The sequence below is a fragment of the Alteromonas sp. 009811495 genome (assembly GCF_028865455.1).
Lineage (GTDB): Bacteria > Pseudomonadota > Gammaproteobacteria > Enterobacterales > Alteromonadaceae > Alteromonas.
Genome location: NZ_CP113972.1, coordinates 720,123 through 736,279, shown reverse-complemented (window position 1 = coordinate 736,279; position 16,157 = coordinate 720,123). Strand labels below are relative to the sequence as shown.

At 44.7% G+C, this 16,157-nt stretch carries 11 protein-coding genes; 4 read left to right on the top strand and 7 right to left on the bottom strand.

Annotated elements, in window-relative coordinates; genetic code table 11:
• Positions 1-24: 24 nt before the first annotated feature.
• The 5 genes from OZ660_RS03315 to phoB form a co-directional block, all read right to left on the bottom strand.
• Entirely contained in the window at positions 25-4,104 is a 4,080-nt protein-coding gene (locus OZ660_RS03315) for a hypothetical protein (protein WP_274742550.1), read from the bottom strand.
• Between the two features lie 206 nt (positions 4,105-4,310).
• Positions 4,311-5,111 (bottom strand): prolyl hydroxylase family protein, encoded by an 801-nt coding sequence (locus OZ660_RS03310; RefSeq protein WP_274742549.1) that lies wholly within the window; start codon positions 5,109-5,111, stop codon positions 4,311-4,313.
• A gap of 16 nt (positions 5,112-5,127) precedes the next feature.
• Positions 5,128-6,153, bottom strand: coding sequence for a PstS family phosphate ABC transporter substrate-binding protein (locus OZ660_RS03305; protein WP_274742548.1), 1,026 nt, complete (start codon positions 6,151-6,153; stop codon positions 5,128-5,130).
• 16 nt (positions 6,154-6,169) lie between these two features.
• Positions 6,170-7,471, bottom strand: coding sequence for a phosphate regulon sensor histidine kinase PhoR (gene phoR / locus OZ660_RS03300; RefSeq protein WP_202263567.1), 1,302 nt, complete (start codon positions 7,469-7,471; stop codon positions 6,170-6,172).
• A gap of 68 nt (positions 7,472-7,539) precedes the next feature.
• On the bottom strand, positions 7,540-8,229 hold the full coding sequence (gene phoB, locus OZ660_RS03295) for a phosphate regulon transcriptional regulator PhoB (RefSeq protein ID WP_014997327.1): 690 nt from the start codon (positions 8,227-8,229) through the stop codon (positions 7,540-7,542).
• Positions 8,230-8,488: 259 nt separating this feature from the next.
• Between phoB and OZ660_RS03290 the strand changes: the two genes are divergently transcribed.
• Both OZ660_RS03290 and rdgC read left to right on the top strand, forming a co-directional pair.
• Entirely contained in the window at positions 8,489-10,231 is a 1,743-nt protein-coding gene (locus tag OZ660_RS03290; RefSeq protein WP_202265882.1) for a sensor histidine kinase, read from the top strand.
• A gap of 90 nt (positions 10,232-10,321) precedes the next feature.
• Positions 10,322-11,233, top strand: coding sequence for a recombination-associated protein RdgC (rdgC, locus tag OZ660_RS03285; protein ID WP_226433954.1), 912 nt, complete (start codon positions 10,322-10,324; stop codon positions 11,231-11,233).
• A 5-nt stretch (positions 11,234-11,238) separates the two neighbouring features.
• On the opposite strand, the gene OZ660_RS03280 is transcribed toward rdgC, so the two are convergent.
• Entirely contained in the window at positions 11,239-11,802 is a 564-nt protein-coding gene (locus tag OZ660_RS03280) for a helix-turn-helix domain-containing protein (RefSeq protein WP_274742547.1), read from the bottom strand.
• 132 nt (positions 11,803-11,934) lie between these two features.
• Here OZ660_RS03280 and OZ660_RS03275 point away from each other — a divergent pair, with 132 nt between their 5' ends.
• Positions 11,935-13,083, top strand: a complete 1,149-nt coding sequence (locus tag OZ660_RS03275; RefSeq protein ID WP_274742546.1) for a benzoate/H(+) symporter BenE family transporter — start codon at positions 11,935-11,937, stop codon at positions 13,081-13,083.
• A 36-nt stretch (positions 13,084-13,119) separates the two neighbouring features.
• Here the strand turns inward: OZ660_RS03275 and OZ660_RS03270 are convergent, their stop codons facing one another.
• Positions 13,120-13,956 (bottom strand): HDOD domain-containing protein, encoded by an 837-nt coding sequence (locus tag OZ660_RS03270; RefSeq protein ID WP_202263550.1) that lies wholly within the window; start codon positions 13,954-13,956, stop codon positions 13,120-13,122.
• Between the two features lie 499 nt (positions 13,957-14,455).
• Here OZ660_RS03270 and OZ660_RS03265 point away from each other — a divergent pair, with 499 nt between their 5' ends.
• Positions 14,456-16,153 carry a dipeptidyl-peptidase 3 family protein gene (locus OZ660_RS03265; protein ID WP_274742545.1) on the top strand — a complete coding sequence of 566 codons (1,698 nt, stop codon included), beginning with the start codon at positions 14,456-14,458 and terminating at the stop codon, positions 16,151-16,153.
• Positions 16,154-16,157: the final 4 nt, after the last annotated feature.

The window sequence follows — 16,157 nt, the reverse complement described above, 5'->3', positions numbered from 1 at the left end:
TTTGTTGTGTATTGCAATCACTTATTAGTCTTGTAGACCAACTGTTACCCAACCCAGTGTCCAATCAGATTCACCATCGAACGCACCTTGGAAGTCTGTGCTATCGAAGAATGAATCTAATGTTGAGGCATCGAAACCTGAGCCTAGTAGAACCGAATCACTGCTTGGTGTGTAACCTGAATCACCAAAGCCAAGAGCGTCAGTATTCGCTAGTACACTATTACCTTCTTGACCTTCGAACCATGCTTGCGTAGTGCCACCATCAATTGTGTCAGAACCAAATGCGCTGGTTGAAGAGCAAGCAACTGTTGAATGTGTAACCGTTAGTGAACCCGCTGCTGCGTTAGCAATTGACTCGTCGCCATTAACACGTAGACAGTTGCTGTACGTATCGCCACCAGTCACAACTAGGTTCTTAATAGTACCTGCTGTACCGTTGCGAAGACGTACGCCGTTAGTGCCATCAGAACCAACGATTGTCACGTTAGATACTGTTGGTGTAGTTAGCGGGTTCCAAGAAGGGTTATCTTCGTTGTTGTCTGCTTCAAATGCGTTGTCGCCACCAGCAGAACCCTGCTTGATAACTACGTACTGTGCTTTACCTGTCCAGCCGAAAGACCAGTCTAGAGAGTCATCACCAATCGCAGTTAGTACGATGTGGCTAACGTTTACTGTACCGCCGAAGAACTCAACACCATCATCAAGGTTTTCGTGAACTTGTACGAAGTCAACTTCAGTACCACGGCCAACACCCGCAAATGAGATACCGTTTAGCTCATCACCAGCTGCTAGTGCTTTACCCGCGTGCTTAACAATAACGTAGCGAAGTGTACCTGAGTTATCATCTTCGTCTGCGCCGCCGTAAAGACCTGCGTCACCTTCTGCAGCAACACCACAGTTAGCTAGCTCTTCATCAGACGTATCAGCATCGTCACCTGTGTTACATAGGTTAGTAGGTGCATTACCTAGGATAACCATACCGCCCCACTGACCAATTGCAGTCTCGCCGCCAGTCATGTCTTCAGAAGACGTGAACGTGATAGGTAGCGTAGCAGAACCGTTCGCTTCAATTTTAGAACCGCGGCGTACCACTAGGAAGTCATCACCGTCTTCACCGAATACTGTTGTACCACGTTGAATGTAAAGCGTTGCGCTGTCGGCATTGTCGTTACCCACTGCAGTACGACCTTTGATTAACCAGTGAGCATCGTTTGTAAACGACACATCAGAGGTAAATACTGTGTCAGCAGCTAGTTGATATACTGGCTTATCAGTAATTGTTGGGAAGCTTGCAGACACATCAGTTGCTAAGTTTTGCGCAAATGCGTTAGTCACTTCAGCTGGAATTGTGTCGTTAACTGCAACGGTCCAACCTTCCATCCAGTTATTGTCGCCGTCAAATGCACCGATGTAATCAGTTGCTACGAAGAAGTCATTCTCTTCTGAAACATCTGCACCGTTACCTAGAAGTGGTGAACCAGAGCGAGGCGTGAAGCCGTCAGTAGATAGCATTAATGCATCAGCAGTTAATACGCTGTTGCCTTCTTGGCCTTCAAACCATGCTTGCGTTGTACCGCCGCCAATTGTATCAGAACCGAAGTTAGCACCTGCTTCACACGCTACTACTGAGTTTTCTACCGAAAGCTCACCAGATACCGCGTTAGCAATTGACTCGTCGCCGTTAACACGTAGGCAGTTTGAATAGCCTTCACCTGCAGTAACTACTAGGTTGCGGATATTACCTGCAGTACCGTTACGTAGGCGAACACCGTTCGTTGTATCAGCACCAACGATAGTCACGTTAGAGATAGTAGGCTTAGTTAGAGGCAACCAAGCTGGGTTGTCTTCGTTGTTATCCGCTTCAATCGCGTTATCGCCGCCCGCTGCAGACTGTTGGATATAAACGTTTTGTGCGTTACCTGTCCAACCGAAAGACCAATCTAGTGAGTCATCACCGATATCAGTGAGTACTACGTTACGTACGCTAACTGTACCACCGAAGAACTCGATACCATCGTCAAGGTTTTGGTGTACTTGGATGTACTCAACTTTAGTGCCAGAACCGATACCTGCAAATGAAATACCGTTTAGTTCATCACCGGCTGCTAGTGCACGACCTGCATGCTTAACAACAACATAGCGAAGTGAACCTGTATTGTCTGCTGGGTTGTTACCACCGTAAAGACCCGCATCACCTTCAGCTGCAACACCACAAGCAGTAAGTTCTGCTTCAGACGTATCTGAATCATCACCTGTGTTACATAGGTTAGTCGGCGCATTACCTAGAAGTACAATACCACCCCATTGACCGATACCTGTTTCGTCACCTGTCAGGTCTTGCACAGAAGTGAATGTGATTGGCGCACTTGCAGTACCGTTTGCTTCAATCATTGAGCCACGACGAACAACTAGGAAGTCGTCACCCTGCTCACCGAAGATAGTAGTACCTTGCTCGATAAATAGTGTCGCGCTGTCCGCGTTGTCGTTACCTACCGCAGTACGGCCTTTAATTAGCCAGTATGCATCGTTAGTGAAAGTAACGTCAGCAGTAAACGTTGTGTCAGCAGCAACTTCGTATACTGGCTTGTCGAAATCAGCAAAGTCGGCAGATACGTCTGTTGCTAGACCTTGCTCAAATGCGTTTTGAACGTTAGTTGGGAAACCACCATTAACACCAACTGTCCAACCTACAGTCCAGTCACTGCCGTTAGGGTTGAATGCGCCAATGTATTGACCGCCACCAAGCGCTACAGGAGAAGCTGCCGTAGGGAAGTAACCATTGTCTTCAAGTAGAAGTGCAGAAGCAGCTAATGTGCTGTTGCCTGATTGACCTTCGAACCATGCTTGTGTTGATTCACCGCCAATGGTGTCAGAGCCAAAGTTATTTGCTGGCGTTTCACATGCTACGATTGAATCAGTGATAGTAAGCTCGCCTGACTCAGCGTTAGCAATTGCTTCGTCGCCGTTTACGCGTAAACAGTTATTTGCCAAAGCAGAACCTGTCACTAATACGTTAGAGAGTACACCAGCAGTACCGTTACGTAGACGTACACCGTTTGTGCCATCAGCACTTACGATTGTTACGTTAGAGATAGTAGGCTTAGTCAGTGGCAACCATGAAGGGTTGTCTTCGTTGTTGTCTGCTTCGATTGCGTTATCGCCACCGTCAGCTGACTGCTGAATGTATACGTTAGTTGCGCTACCAGTCCATCCGAAAGACCAATCTAGAGAATCATCACCGATATCAGTAAGCACTACGTTGCTTACATTTACTGTACCACCGAAGAACTCGATACCGTCATCAAGGTTTTGGTGAACCTGAATGTAGTTAACAGTAGTACCTGAACCAATACCCGCAAATGAAATACCGTTAAGCTCGTCGCCAGACGCTAGTGCTTTACCCGCGTGCTTAACAACAACGTACTCAAGGGTACCTGAGTTGTCTTCTGGGTTGTTACCACCATAAAGACCGGCATCACCTTCAGCTGAAACACCACAGTTCGCTAACTCGTCGTCAGACGTAGTATCGTCGTCACCTGTGTTACATAGGTTTGTTGGTGCGTTACCAAGTAGTACAACACCACCCCACTGGCCGATAGACGTCTCTTCACCAGTAACATCTTGAACCGATGTCATAACAATAGGTGCTGATGAAGTACCAGATGCATCAATCTGCGAACCACGACGAACAACTAGGAAATCATCACCGTCTTCACCGATGATTGTTGTACCTTCTTGAATTGTAAGCACAGCAGCATCTGCGTTGTCGTTACCCACTGCGGTACGACCTTTGATGATCCAGTGCGCATCGTTGGTAAGTGTCATGTCCTGTGTAATCGTTAGGTCTGTATCTAAACGGTAAACAGGCTTGTCTGTAATTGTCGCTGAGAATTCGCTTGAAACGTCAGTAGCTAGGCCCAAAGTAAAAGGCGTATCTACGTCAGGCGTTGTTGGCGTAGTAGGTGTTGTAGGTGTAGTTGGAGTTGTTGGTGTAGTTGGCGCTACAACCTCATCACCTTCATTGATATTGATATCACCGCCGCAGCCTGCAAGGACAAGTGCAGTCGTGATTGCACTTACCTTAAATAAGTTACGAATTTCCATTAAATTCTCCAGATTAATTTAGTACGGATTTTAAGGTTTCGTAGAGGTTAAAGGAGATCAGTGACATTTTTGTTACAAAACAAAAAACTTAGCGATTTTATTTGAACTTTTTGAAGTTTAGTCTAGATGACAAACAAAGTTATTAAAAAACAATAACATGAAAAAAATTAGAACAAATAACAAACAGACTTCATGCGTTATTTTCGCTAATTTTTTGTTCTAAACCACTTGGTTATGACAGTTTTATGACCGTTTAGGACAGGTTCGGCAAAATGAATGCTATTGGTATTAGGGTCGCCATTGGCCAATAAATTATTCCAAAACAGCGCCATTCCTTTGCGCGGTTGAACAGCTATATTGAGTTTGGTAAATCGCGTGTGACCGCCGCTACAGTCATCGTTAAGATATACCATACACGTCCAGCTGCGCTGCCCCCGTGTAGCACAATGCTCAATATACTGTGACGTGCCGGGCGGAAAGAAATCGTAATGAGGCTTGTAATATTCACCTTCGTTGTAATGTTGCGCTTGAATAACTTCGCGCTCTCCTACGCCTAACTGAAGTGTGCTCACAATGCGCGCATCAATTTCTGTTACCAATTCGTTATCGATAAACGCTAATTCACAGGTTGAGGAAGTACGAATGTTGTCTGCACTTGACGCACCAGCTAACTTTGACGGCGCCAATCTATCTTTCGATAAGTTAACAATGGCATCACACTCGTTAGCACTTAAGAAGTTTTCGATGCTATATAACTGAAGCTCACTAGGGCTTACCAGCGCTCTAGCATTAACGTTGCGCGTTACTGCACTTGCGGCTAGGCGTTGGTAAAAATCGGTGTCTACATCAAATTTGTGAGTACTGTTTAAATTACTACCCAAAACCTTGCGAATAGTGTCACTAGAAAAGCCATTTTCACTTAAAGTATTAATAATGTGTTGAACGGGTGTACCACCAAGTAAACACTTAAGCACCCATTGTTTCCATTGCGCTGACATCGCACTCATAAGTAATTTTACCTTACTACTCAAGCAATCGACGCTGCCTTACTAGCACGTCGTCTCGAATAGGAAAGTAACCATCTCTCACAACCTGTCGCTGACCTTCCCGCGAAAGAATATAACGAAGAAATTCTCGCTCCAATGTCGGTAGTGGCTCACCCGGTTTTTTATTGATAACGAGGTAAAGAAAACGCGCAAACGGGTAAGTCTCATTTCTTACACTGTCTATGGAAAGTGGAATAAGCGTATCTAACGACTCTCCTAATGGCAATGCGCGCACCCCTGCTGTTTTATAGCCATAGGCGGCATAGCCAATAGCGCCTGTTCCGCTGGCCACCGATAGCACCACTGATGCAGAGCCTGGTTGTTCGTTAACGGTATTCTTAAAGTCGCCATCACATAGCGCCATTATCTTAAAGAGCCCGTAAGTACCTGAAACCGAATTACGACCATATAAGCGAATGGGTGAACGGTATTCTATGTCATTCACGCCAAGTTGAGACCATCGCTCTATCTTATCACTACCACCACAATAACGGGTCTCAGAGAACACTGCATCCACCTGTTCTAGCGTCATTCCGGTCAGCGGGTTACGTCTATCAACGAAAATAGCGATAGCATCCATGGCCACTTTCAATACTGTAGGTGGGTAACCGTGAACACGGGTGAAATCACGAATTTCGCTGGGCTTTAACTCACGGCTCATAGGACCGATAGTCGCAGTACCCTCAATAAGCGCTGGAGGTGCGGTTGACGAGCCCGAGGCTTGAATTTGAAAGCCAACTTGCGGATAGAGTGTTTTAAATTCTTGCGACCAAAAGGTCATTAAGTTAGCGAGGGTGTCAGAGCCCACCGAGGATATTTTCCCTGCAACCCCAGGAACGCGTTCATACTGGGGCACATCATACGCTTGCTGCGCGGCGTTTTGATTCTCTAGTGCAGTGTTGTAAGTAGCAAGAGCATGTGAGTGAATAAATAAAGGCAACAAAAGAAAAATTGCAGCGAACCAATGGCAGCCGTGTGTGTTTTTTCTTGTTTTATCCGACATCTACTCTCCTGCCCTGCTACACATTTTCAGCAATTAATTCACTGTCTAGTACAAAAGAAAACTTACTGCCTTCACCAAGGGTACTAGCAATATCCAATCGCGAATTATGATGACTAAGTACATGTTTTACAATGGACAGACCTAATCCCGAACCACCTGTTTTACGAGAGCGGGCCTTATCCACGCGATAAAATCGCTCGGTAAGCCTATTTAAATGGTTCTGCTCTATACCATCACCATTGTCGATGACAGAAAAGTGTACGCCGTCAGACTTGCGTTGCCAGTACACATTAATTTCGCCACCCGGCGGCGTATAGTGCACCGCATTGAAGACTAAATTTGAACACGCACTGCGAAGCTCAGTTTCAACGCCGAACACATAAAGCTCTGGGTCAATGTGAAAGTGGATTGTATGCTGCTTTTCCTTGTTCAAAGCTTGTGCTTCTCGCTCAATTTGTGACAAAACAGCAGGAATATTGACTACGTTTTCGTAAATACGCTCTGAGCTTGCCTCAATGCGCGATAGAACCAATAAGTCTTCAATGAGATTTTGCATGCGGTGTGTTTGCGATGTCATCTCTTTCATCGCTTTGTGCATGAACGGGTCTGAATCTTCGTCCACCGGCAAAATTTCCAGATAACCATTGATTACCGTTAAGGGTGTTCTAAGTTCATGAGATACATTGGCCACGAAATCCTTACGCATTTCTTCTAGTTGGGAAACGCGGGTAATGTCCCTGGCAATTAAAAGCAGATGCTCGTCGCCATAAGGCATTATACGGTATTCAAACGTCTTATTCGGATTGGTTGGCGAAGGCACTTCTATTGGATATTTATAATTACCTGCGTGGAAATACTGGATAAACTCAGGGTGTCGCAGCAAATTATCGATTCGCCGGCCAGAATCTTGAGGCCACTTCAGCCCAAGATCTAATCGTGCAAGGCGATTACACCAGATAATACAGGCTTTAGAGTCTACGACTACTGCAGCATCAGGCAGAGCCTCAGAACCTTCACGAAAGCGCTTTACAAGTTCACCGAGCTCTTTGCGCTTGTTTCTATTACGGCGCTGCAGGTAGTAAATACCCTCATAAATGTGCTCCCAAACACCGCGTACAGTGGGAGGCGACATCTTTCGGCTGTGCCATAGCCAGCGATTAAGCTTATACAGATGCCAGTAATTAAACAGCAAAAGTAGCGTGGCACCTACTGCAATAGCCACTAACATGTCATCCAAGTACCACCCCACCAATGCAAAGACCAAAAGGAAAAGCACTAGGCGTAAAGAACTTCTCAACCAAGAGAATGGGTAGTACATGAATTAACTCGTTTTATTGTAAGACGTAAATAAAAGGGAACGGTGCACAGCACGCCATCCCCTCAAGCTTAAAGCTTAGTGGAAAAACGGTAACCCGCCCCTCTCACTGTTTGGATCATAGCATCATGACCGTGGCGAGAGATAGCTTTGCGAAGACGCCTAATATGCACATCTACCGTTCTGTCTTCTACATACACGTTTGTACCCCATACATTATCAAGTAATAGCTCACGGCTATATACGCGTTCTGGGTGTGTCATAAAGAAGTGCAGCAATTTAAATTCTGTAGGCCCCATGTCTAACGGCTCATCATTTGCCATAACGCGGTGGGATACTGGCTCAAGTTTAAGGCCGTTAAATTCAATAGGCTCTTCACTTGAAGTCGGTGTAACACGACGCATTACTGCTTTAATACGCGCAACCAATTCTTTCGGTGAGAAAGGCTTAGTGACATAATCATCAGCACCAGCGTCTAGACCGCGGATTTTATCTTCCTCTTCTCCACGGGCCGTTAGCATAATAACAGGGATATCCCTTGTGAACTCGTGCTGTTTAAGGCTCTTCGCCAACTGCACACCACTTCCTCCTGGAAGCATCCAATCCAATAGAATGAGATCCGGATAAGGCTCACAAATTTTTTCCTGCGCGATGTCGAAATCTTCAGCCTCAATAATATTAAAGCCAGACTGCTCAAGCACAAACTTAAGCATTTCACGGATAGGCGCTTCGTCCTCAACCACCAACACTGTACGAGACATCGATATTTTCCTGGTCATGTTAAAACGCCGTTATTATTAATGCGGTCTGTGACAGTTTTATTAAAACGATTACATAATTGTGTCAAGTTGAAGACGTAAATTTGTCAACACTGCAGTGGCACTACAGAAATACGAGACTGCACAAACTAGACTATTGTTTAACCAAAAGTTTATATTCAGAATCTTGTTTATTAAACCGTTTACGCATATTCTTGGGAGTGTATTGAGTAATCGATTTGGAACAGGGGTGTGTTTATCGATGGCTGCCGTAAAAACAGGGTTGTCTAGGAAACTCTTAGCGAGAGTACTGTCGGTGTATTTTTCATTGACACTGATTGTGACCGTCGGGCAGATCTTTACTGAATACCTTAGTACCAAAAACCATGTTGAGGGTGAGCTACAAACCCTCAAAAATACCTTTTCATCCAGTCTTACCCGAGCACTTTGGGAACTTAATAACGATCAAGTACGTGCCATCGCGGAAGGTCTGATGTCTTTACCTATTGTCGAAGGGTTACAAGTGCGTGGCGAGAATGGTAACTATATTGCGGAATACGGTATTCGCGCGCAGCGCTCTCCCAACCCTGTTGATAGAGAAATGATAGAAGATCACTCAGGTGGGGTCTTCAGCTACAGCTTCCCTTTGGTGTTCAAATTTTCAGGCCGTGAATCTACGGTTGGTGATGTAACCCTCTATTCAAGTTTCGATACGATATTTAGTCGTATTGAAGTGGGTGTGTTTTTCTTAATTGGCAACGCGTTAGTTAAAACAACTTTCCTAGTATTTTTATTTATGACCGCATTTAGAACCATGCTGTCAGAACCCTTGCAGAACATCACCGAGCAAATGGGCAACTTCGACCCTCAACATCCAGAGGAGAGTAAGCTCAGCATTAAATTGGACGATGACAATGAATTACTCCAACTTAAAGAGTCTTACAATCAGGTTATTGATGACTTAATTGTATCCAACAAACGGCTTCGTGATGCACAAGATGAGTTGACCCTGGCCAACAAGAAATTAGACGACCAAAACCTTATTCTTGAGCAGGAAGTAGCGAAAAAAACAGCATCACTTTCACAAATCATGTTGGATTTGGAACAACAGAAAGATGAGTTGATCGCCCACCAGCGCGAGTTACGTCAAGAGAACGAAAACCGCCAGTATATTGAAGCTGAACTGCGAAAACGCAACGAAGAGCTTGCCAGTTCGATGGAAACACTGCATCAAGCGCAAGAGCAGCTAGTAGAGTCAGAACGCATGGCATCGCTTGGTGGTTTGGTTGCTGGCATTGCGCATGATGTCAATACACCACTGGGCGTTAGTGTCACTGCGGCGAGTTTTTTACAAGAGCGTTTAACCAACTTAAAAACAGATTTCGAAGATAAAAGTCTTACCAGTAAAAACATGACAAGCTTTATTGATGAAGCAGAGCAAACAGCGTTTTTGCTTTTGAATAACCTTGAAAGAGCGTCTGACTTAATTGCAAGCTTTAAACGGGTTGCTGTGGATCAAACCAGCGAGTCGGTTCGTGAATTCGTACTCGGTGATTACATTCAAGAAATCATTCAATCGCTTCAACCTAGCTTTAAACACACAGAGCATACCATTACCGTTAATTGCCCAGAAAACCTTGTGGTGAATTGCGCACCGGGCGCCATAGCTCAAATCGTCACTAACATGGTAGTGAACTCTATTACGCACGGCTTTGAAGATAAAGACGCTGGCACTATTAAGCTTGAAGTCACAGAGCAAGACGGTTATGTGGTTATCGACTACTGTGACGATGGACGAGGATTGTCTCAAGAAGAACTTGATAAACTGTTCGATGCTTTCTACACCACCAAACGTGGTGAAGGTGGGAGTGGCTTAGGTACGCATATTATGTACAACTTGGTTACCCAGTCACTCAACGGTCAAATTGAGGCTCACAGCACAAAAGCACAAGGCCTTCGCTACATCATCCGCTTTCCGTTAGGCGCGAGCACTGAGAACGCCTAGCACACCCTAACACTCACTGTAATTCCAATTGCACCAAGGGGCGTACATTGCTACGCTTGCGCCCCCTTTTTATAAGAGACAGCTTACACTATGTGGTTTAAAAACGTTAAAGCCTATCAGATTACTCAACCACTATCGTTAGATGACAGTGACCTAGAGCGCGCATTAAGTGAAAATGCTTTTCGTCCGTGCGGTAGTCAAGATCTTGCCACTATGGGGTTTGCCTCACCGTTCTCACAGGCGGGAAAAAACGGCACTATGTTTCACGTAGTCCAGCAGCGTTACTGGATAACGCTAAAGAAACAAGAGAAAATCTTGCCCAGTGCCGTGGTTAACGCTGAACTTGAAGAAATGGTGGCCAAAATTGAAATGGAAACCGGATCACCTGTTGGCAAAAAAGCAAAAGCGGACTTAAAACAAGAAATACAGACACGTTTGCTGCCCCAAGCCTTTACAAAGAATAGCTATACACATGGCTACATTTCACTTGCCGATAATCTCGTAGTTGTTGACGCATCTTCAGACGGAAAAGCAGAAGCCTTTTTAGCAATGGTGAGAAAGGCGATAGGCTCTCTACCCGTAGTGCCTTTTACCCGTAGAAGCCTTCAAAGTGAATTAACGCACTGGGTAACAGAAAGCACACCTGAAGGGGTAAGTCTTTTAGAAGAAGCTGAATTTAAGTCTACTGATGATACTGGAAGCGTGATCCGCTGCAAAAATCAGCCGCTAGACAGCGAAGAGATCACCATTCACTTAGATGCTGGCAAACTCGTTCAAAAAGTCGCCTTTGAATATGCAGAGTCTTTAACTGCTATTATTTGTGAAGATGGGGCTATCAAACGCGTCAAGTTCACCGACCGCATTAAAGAAGAAACCGCAGATGTGCCAAAAGATCAGGTTGAGGCGCGCTTAGACGCTGAGTTCGCGTTAATGTCTGCAGAAATTACAACACTGCTTAACTTTTTGCGTGACGCGTTAAACCTTAACGATTCAAGCTTGTAAGTGTTCTACGAAGGGTAGTGAATAACCGCAATAAAGTGAGTTTCTCCTACCTCATCTCGATAACCGTGGGGTTGGTCGGCGTGCAATAAGCACTGCATACCTTCCTCATAGGTTTTCCAGCAACCATCCTGCAATATACTTAAACGACCTTTAGTAACATGAATATGTTCAGTTACACCGACTTGGTGGGGCGGTGAATGTTGCTCGTGACAATCTGAAAGTCGCAGCTCAAACATTTCAAATCCCGTTGTCGCGTTGTAACCAAACAAGGTTTTCACTTGCATGTTTGGGTCGTTAACAAACCTATCTTCATCGGTGCCATTTGTTGTCGTTGCTTCACTATTTTCGCTAGCCAGAAACGATGAAAATGAGGTGGCTAAGCCCGCGGAGATTTTCCATAGTGTCGCTATCGTTGGACTTGATTCTCCTCGCTCGATTTGACCAAGCATTGCTTTTGACACTCCCGTGAGTGTGGCCGCTTTGTCTAGAGACAGGCCCCGCGCCTTTCTTAAGTCTCGCAAACGCGTAGCAATGCGATGAGAAAGTGGGCTTGTAGTATTTCTCGACATACCCCTATTAAGTCCTATTCTTTTTTACTTGTGCGTTATAGCGCACAGGTGCTATTTTATTATTTGTACGTTATAGCGCACACATTATTTTTTGTCGAGCGATGATGATCTAGCAAATAGGACAGTATTTTTATGGGCCAGTGGAAGTTTAGTCATGTTAGTGCCGGGTTAACTGCGGTAACCGTTGGCTATAGCAGTGCAATCGTTATCGTTATTGATTTGGCGAGACGTGCTGGGGCAACTGAAGACATGGTCGTCAGTTGGTTACTGGCACTTGGATTGGGTATGGGTTTGACGTGCATTGTTTTTTCTTGGCTTACTAAGATGCCTGTAGTAACAGCATGGTCGACACCCGGTGCAGCTTTTTTGTTAACCACGGTTGAGGCTTACAGCTTACCTGAAGTGATAGGCGCTTTTGTACTATGTGCCCTCTTCTCACTTATTACCGCGCAAAGCCGCGTGTTGTTGGAGCAGATAAGTCGCATACCTTCAGCGATATCATCGGCCCTGCTTAGCGGCATTTTGCTGCCTATTTGCTTGGCGATCTTTAGCGATGTAAATAACTCGCCAGTATTAGTAGCGCTTTATCTTGCGGTTTATCTAATAGGAAGCCGCTGGTTTGCGCAGTACCTTATGCTGGTATTACTTCTTTTGTCTGTCGGCCTCAGTTTTTACTTACAACCACAGACCTCACTATCTTTTTCGATGCCAACACCGGTATGGGTCACTCCTGAATTTAGTCTCTCATCAGCGGCTGGACTAGCGTTTCCTCTTTTTCTGGTGACCACACTGTCGCAAAACTTACCGGGCATTGCTATTCATCATGCCCATAATTACAAGCCTGATCACAAGCCAATATTATCTGGTATCGCCATTACTCAAGGCCTTCTTGCCCCATTTGGTGGCTTCACATTTAATCTAGCCGCAATTACCGCAGCCTTATGTATGGGCGAGCACGCTGGCAGTAACAAGGAACAACGCTACAAGGCAGCCATCGCAGCGGGTGTGGGATACTTATTCATGGGACTTATTGCGTCGATAGTTGTAACGCTTTTTGTCAGCATGCCAACTACTATTATTCATTTGCTTGCAGGGCTTGCGCTTCTTGCCACATTGCAAGGTGCGCTTTCACGTAGTATGGAGGTGACAGAACATCGCGCGCCAGCAATGCTAACATTATTATGTACTGCGTCTGGATTCAGCTTATTTTCTATGACATCCGCTGTGTGGGGGCTGGTTCTTGGCTTACTGTTACTCTTTCTACAAAAAAGCCGATGCTAATACATCGGCTTTGTGCTAAACAAGAAAACGACCTTGTTATAGGAAAATTTGTTTTGCTGCGCTTGATAGCTCTTCAAATTCGTCAGAGTGAAGTTCACCCATATCTTCCACCACACCACGCTGAATAGCCAGATTTAGCACCGCGTCTTTTTGGCTGTCAATTGCACCTGACAATGCTGCGCCGACGCGTACAAAATCAATATAGCTAAGAGATTCTGGAATGTAGCTTAAATCTTTCCAATTTTTCGCAACGTTAACGAAGGTATCGCCAAAGCTCCACTCTTGCATGATACTAGCGCCAATGCGACCTGCTAACTTATCTATCGCCACTTCTAAAAATGACGGGTTGGCAAATACTTCTGGATGACGTTCAGCTTCAGTGAGAATAGGCAGTACACCAATGTTGTGAACCAATGCTGCCAATGTCATTGTATCCATGCTCATTTCACGTTTTTTTGTGCGCGCGATATAGAGTTGAAGTACAGCCATTGAGTTCGCAACAATATTCACAGTACTTGCCCACTCTTTTTGCAAGTACTTAGCAACAACGTCATTTTTTGAAACGAAAAGTTGCTCCATTGCCAGTGCCGTAGAAATATTCTTAATTTGTCGCAAACCAATTCGAGTTACAGCCTGACTAATCGACGTGACTTTTACGCTACGTCCCATGTAAGCACTGTTAGCAATTTTGATCATACGTGCCGTTAACGAAGGGTCTTGACCAATAACGTCGCCCATCGCATTTAAGTTAATATCAGGATCATCTGCTGCTTTTCTAACTTTAAGCGCGATAGCAGGAAGTGTAGGAAGGACGAGTGTGTCATTATTTATTTTTTCAACCAAAATCGTCGAAAGCGCGTTCTGTGTAGACATATTTTCTACCCTTAGAAAGTTCCTTGTAGCCCGAAACAGGCAACGTGTTGCTAAATCATCTACCAACCCAAAAACAACGAAATAACATCTACTTGTTTTCGGACATCACTATGTATGCGGTCAGCCTTATTCGCGTGTATTTATTCAACAATACGAATTGTACAGGCCATTTATTCTTTTAGTATTTCTATCACCATACTATAGTAGCGATAGAGTTTCGACCAACTAAATTGCAAACAAAACAGCATATTTTTCAAGCAGAGTAAGCAAAGTTGACGGTTGGTGCTGCTAGCCTACAAGACTTTTATTACGATTTGTTGTTTCTCTGCTTATTCAACCGCTTGTTACTTTAGTACGAGTATAGCTAACACATGGCAAATCACTATTGATATCGCGCAAATTTTTTTCATACTTTTGTATGAAATCAAACGCATAGCATGTCAGTATGAATGTATTAGTTGGGAAGACCCCGAATAAACAACAACCGTTAAGAGTTAATATGAAAATTACAAAACTAACGACTATGACCCCTATCGCTGCGGCGGTAGCTGGACTATTTTTGCTTGGAGCCTGCAGTAAAAGTACAGAGACCACACAAACTGAAAGTACACAAACACCGGTTGTAACTGAGCAAGCATTGCTTGTAGATACAGCTCGCTTATCGATATATCACCCGGTTGATTTAACCAGTGACCTTTCACACCTTAGTGAAAATCAAAAACAGATGCTGTCGCTGCTTATCGACGCATCTCAAATTATGGATGATCTGTTCTGGCAACAAGCGTTTTTCGAAGATAAAGCGACTTTTCTAAATACAATAAAGGACGACGCAGTGCGTCATTTTGCCACAATCAACTACGGCCCATGGGACCGTCTAAATGGCGATACTCCTTTCATCAGCGGGTATGATGATAAAGCTATGGGCGCTGAGTTTTACCCCCATGACATGGATAAAGCAGAATTTGGCACCGCGAGCTTTAACGATAAAGCGGGTCTCTATTCAATGGTTAAACGCGACGAGGCAGGAAAGCTTTACGCAGAACCCTATTCAAAAGCGTTTAAAAGCGAGTTAATGAAAGCGTCAGATCTGTTAAAGCAAGCATCAGCACTGGCTGAAGATGAGAGCTTTAAGCAGTATCTTCAATTGCGAGCAGAAGCCCTACTGACTGATGACTACCTTGCGTCAGATATGGCTTGGATGGATATGAAAAATAACCCAGTAGAGTTGGTTATCGGACCTATTGAGACTTACGAAGACCAACTGTTTGGCTACCGCGCGGCATTTGAAGCCTACGTACTCGTAAAAGATTTGGCTTGGAGTGAAAAGCTTGCTAAATACGCGGCATTTTTACCTGAACTACAACAAGGCTTACCTGTTGCACAAGCCTACAAGGCTGAAATGCCAGGTTCTGATGCAGACCTTAACGCTTATGATGTCATTTATTACGCAGGTCACTCAAATGCTGGCAGCAAAACCATTGCGATTAATTTGCCTAACGATGAGCGCGTGCAACTCGAGAAAGGCACTCGCCGTCTACAGTTAAAAAATGCGATGCAGGCGAAGTTTGATAACATCCTCGTGCCTATCGCTAATACACTGATTGTGCCAGAGCAGCGCGACCACATCACCTTTGATGCTTTCTTTGCCAATACTATGTTCCACGAAGTTGCCCACGGGTTAGGCATTAAGAACACATTGGATGGTGCAGGAACAGTACGTGGTGCACTAAAAGAGCATGCGTCTGCATTAGAAGAGGGTAAAGCCGATATCTTGGGCTTGTACATGGTACAAAGCTTATTAGAAAAAGGCGAAATTACAGAAGGTACGCTAGAAGACTACTATGTTACTTTCATGGCAGGTATTTTCCGTTCCGTGCGTTTCGGTGCAAGTTCGGCCCACGGTAAAGCCAATATGATCCGCTTTAATTTCTTTGCACAACAAGGTGCATTTGAGAAGACACAAGACGGTTTGTATCGCGTTAATATGGAGAAGATGGGCGCAGCAGTTGAAGCGTTATCTGAGCTTATCCTAACACTACAAGGTGACGGTGATTACGATGGCGTGGCCGACCTTGTAGCAACGATGGGCGTTATTAAGCCAGATTTAGCATCTGACCTAGCGCGTCTTGAAGCCGCGAGTATTCCGGTAGACATTCACTTTAACCAAGGCAAAAAAGTATTAGGGCTTGGTGACTAAGCGC

What these genes read in the sequence shown, in the direction of transcription:
- OZ660_RS03290 (WP_202265882.1), top strand. Translation starts at nt 8,489, where the DNA reads ATGGCTGCCGTAAAAACAGGGTTGTCTAGGAAACTCTTAGCGAGAGTA.
- OZ660_RS03315 (WP_274742550.1), bottom strand. Translation starts at nt 4,104, where the DNA reads ATGGAAATTCGTAACTTATTTAAGGTAAGTGCAATCACGACTGCACTT.
- OZ660_RS03305 (WP_274742548.1), bottom strand. Translation starts at nt 6,153, where the DNA reads ATGTCGGATAAAACAAGAAAAAACACACACGGCTGCCATTGGTTCGCT.
- OZ660_RS03270 (WP_202263550.1), bottom strand. Translation starts at nt 13,956, where the DNA reads ATGTCTACACAGAACGCGCTTTCGACGATTTTGGTTGAAAAAATAAAT.
- OZ660_RS03265 (WP_274742545.1), top strand. Translation starts at nt 14,456, where the DNA reads ATGAAAATTACAAAACTAACGACTATGACCCCTATCGCTGCGGCGGTA.
- OZ660_RS03310 (WP_274742549.1), bottom strand. Translation starts at nt 5,111, where the DNA reads ATGAGTGCGATGTCAGCGCAATGGAAACAATGGGTGCTTAAGTGTTTA.
- rdgC (WP_226433954.1), top strand. Translation starts at nt 10,322, where the DNA reads ATGTGGTTTAAAAACGTTAAAGCCTATCAGATTACTCAACCACTATCG.
- phoR (WP_202263567.1), bottom strand. Translation starts at nt 7,471, where the DNA reads ATGTACTACCCATTCTCTTGGTTGAGAAGTTCTTTACGCCTAGTGCTT.
- OZ660_RS03275 (WP_274742546.1), top strand. Translation starts at nt 11,935, where the DNA reads ATGGGCCAGTGGAAGTTTAGTCATGTTAGTGCCGGGTTAACTGCGGTA.
- OZ660_RS03280 (WP_274742547.1), bottom strand. Translation starts at nt 11,802, where the DNA reads ATGTCGAGAAATACTACAAGCCCACTTTCTCATCGCATTGCTACGCGT.
- phoB (WP_014997327.1), bottom strand. Translation starts at nt 8,229, where the DNA reads ATGTCTCGTACAGTGTTGGTGGTTGAGGACGAAGCGCCTATCCGTGAA.